The organism is Streptococcus oralis, assembly GCF_001579175.1.
Classification (GTDB): Bacteria; Bacillota; Bacilli; order Lactobacillales; family Streptococcaceae; genus Streptococcus; species Streptococcus oralis_O.
Map to the genome: position 1 here is coordinate 620,879 of NZ_KQ970760.1, position 3,083 is coordinate 623,961.

The 3,083-nt window shown below is 40.6% G+C and carries 1 protein-coding gene; it reads left to right on the forward strand.

From position 1 onward, the window contains the following. The coding region (locus tag SORDD24_RS07370; RefSeq protein ID WP_155720147.1) for a DNA polymerase III subunit alpha at nucleotides 1-3,083 on the forward strand (3,083 nt) is incomplete at both ends.

Consider the following 3,083-nt stretch of genomic DNA (forward strand, 5'->3'; position numbering starts at 1 on the left):
ACCAAGACTGTTTACAGTTTTATGGAAAGTGTGGTTTCGATTGAAAAATATGTACATACAGCTAAAGATTATGGCTATTCTCACCTTGCTCTCATGGATGTGGATAATCTCTATGGAGCCTATCACTTTTTAGAAGTGACTCGAAAATATGGAATCCAACCTTTAATTGGTCTTGAAATGACCTTGATTATATATGAGAAGGCGATCTCTTTTCGTTTTCTAGCTCTATCTACTAAAGGTTACCAAGAGTTGATGAAGTTATCCACTTTAAAAATGACTGGACGAAAAAATTGGTCTGACTTCACCAGCCACCTCGAAGATGTAGCCATTATTGTTCCCTATTTTAATGGGGTCGAACAGCTGGATTTGGGGCATGATTATTATATTGGGGTTAGTCCAGATACTCACCAAGAAGTCTTTACCAAACCCATTCTTCCACTGTATCAGGTCAACTCCTTTGAGAAAGAAGACCTACAGGTTTTGCAAATTTTGTCGGCAGTTAAGGATAATGTCAGTCTGAGAGAAGTGGATGTGCATTCACAGCAAGGGATATTTCTTCCAGCCTCAGACTTAGAAGCAAGATTTAAAAATCGCTTTCCTCAGGCACTTGCCAATCTTCAAGTTTTGATAGAGAATGTTAGCTACCAACTTGATCCAAGTTTAAAACTCCCTCGCTTTAACCCTGAAAGGCCGGCAGTAGAAGAACTTAGAGAGAGGGCTGAACAAGGCTTGATAGCCAAGGGGTTAACCTCAGTTCTCTATCAAGAGCGGCTAAATGAAGAGTTGGCTGTTATTCATGATATGGGCTTTGATGACTATTTCCTAGTTGTTTGGGATTTGTTGCGTTTTGGACGTTCCCAAGGCTACTATATGGGAATGGGGCGTGGGTCTGCTGTGGGTAGTTTGGTCGCCTACTCACTTGACATCACAGGGATTGATCCTGTTGAGAAGAACCTGATTTTCGAGCGCTTTTTAAATCGTGAGCGTTACACCATGCCTGATATTGATATTGACATTCCAGACCTTTATAGACCAGAGTTCATTCGTTATGTTCGTGATCGCTATGGCAGTCAACACGTTGCACAGATTGTCACTTATTCGACCTTTGGAGCAAAACAGGCAATTCGTGATGTTTTCAAACGCTATGGCGTTCCAGAGTACGAATTAACAAATATTACGAAAAAAATCAGTTTCCGAGACACGCTAACGACAGCTTATGAGAAGAATTTGCAATTTAGGCAGGTAATCAATAGCAAGATTGAATACCAAAAAGCTTTTGAGATTGCTCGTAAGATTGAAGGGTATCCTCGTCAGACCTCTATCCATGCTGCAGGAGTCGTCATGAGTGACCAAGATCTGACAGACTATATTCCTCTAAAATATGGTGAAGATATGCTCATCACCCAGTATGATGCTCATGGTGTTGAAGCCAATGGACTTCTAAAAATGGATTTCCTCGGTTTACGTAACCTGACTTTCGTACAAAAAATGCAGGAATTGCTTGCGGAGTCAGAGGGTGTTCATCTAAAAATCGAAGAGATTGACCTGGAAGATAAAGAAACCTTGGCTCTCTTTTCGGCTGGAAATACAAAAGGTATTTTCCAATTTGAACAACCAGGAGCCATTCGACTCTTGAAACGGGTGAAACCACAAGTCTTCGAAGAAGTGGTAGCAACGACATCCCTTAACAGACCAGGTGCAAGTGATTATATCGATAACTTTGTAGCTCGAAAGCATGGCAAAGAAAAGGTGACAGTGCTGGATCCTACATTGGAAGACATCCTGTCATCAACCTACGGTATTATGCTCTATCAAGAGCAAGTCATGCAGGTAGCTCAACGCTTTGGAGGATTCAGTCTTGGCAAAGCCGACATTCTCAGACGTGCCATGGGTAAGAAAAATGCCAAAGAGATGCATCTTATGAAGGAAGATTTTATTGCTGGTGCAGTCAAACTGGGGCATTCAGAAGAGAAAGCCAATCAAGTTTTTGCAGTGATGGAAAAGTTTGCTGGCTATGGATTTAACAGATCCCACGCCTATGCCTACTCAGCCCTTGCTTTCCAACTTGCTTATTTTAAAACCCATTATCCTGCTATTTTCTTTCAAGTCATGTTGAATTATTCAAGCAGTGATTATATAGTAGATGCTCTGCAGATGGGATTTGATGTAGCGCCTTTAGCAATCAACAGCATACCCTACCATGACAAGATTTCTCAGAAGAAAATCTATCTTGGTTTGAAAGCCATTAAGGGAATGCCAAGAGATTTGTCTTACTGGATTATTGAAAATCGTCCTTTCTCAAGCATTGAAGATTTTGTCACACGTCTTCCCAAGAATTACAAGAAACTATCGCTTTTGTCTCCTTTGGTTGAACTGGGGCTCTTTGATGACTTTGATAAAAATCGCCAGAAAATCCTAGTGAACCTACCAAACCTATTTGTTTTTGTTGAGGAGTTGGGTGGTCTCTTTGCAGATGCAAGCTATAGCTGGACTGAGGCGGATGATTTTACGGAAGCAGAGAAATTTTACAAGGAGCAGGAACTAATCGGGGTTGGTATCAGCGCTCATCCTTTGCAAACACTTGCCAAACAGGCCCTTTATCCGACAACGCCCATTGCTACTCTCACTGAGGGGTGTCAAGCAACACTTCTAGTTGAAGTGCAAAAAATAAAAGTCATTCGAACTAAGAAAGGCGAGAATATGGCTTTTCTACAGGTTCACGATAGTAAGTCTAAACTGGATGTGACTGTATTTTCAGATCAGTATCGAAAATTCGCTTCCATTTTATCCGAAGGGAAATTTTACTACATCAATGGCAAAGTTCAATCCCGAGATGGTCGTCTGCAAATGATTGCACAAGATTTGCAAGAAGCAGTGGCAGAACGATTCTGGATTCAAGTTAAAAATCACGACAACGATAAAGAAATTTCAACTATCTTAGATCAACATAAAGGCTCTATTCCTGTAATTATCAGGTATGTTGAGGAGGAGAAAACAATTGTTTCCTCCCAACATTTTGTAAAAAAAGATCCAGTTTTACAGGAAAAATTAGAGGGAATTGTTATGAAAACGATTTATCGCTA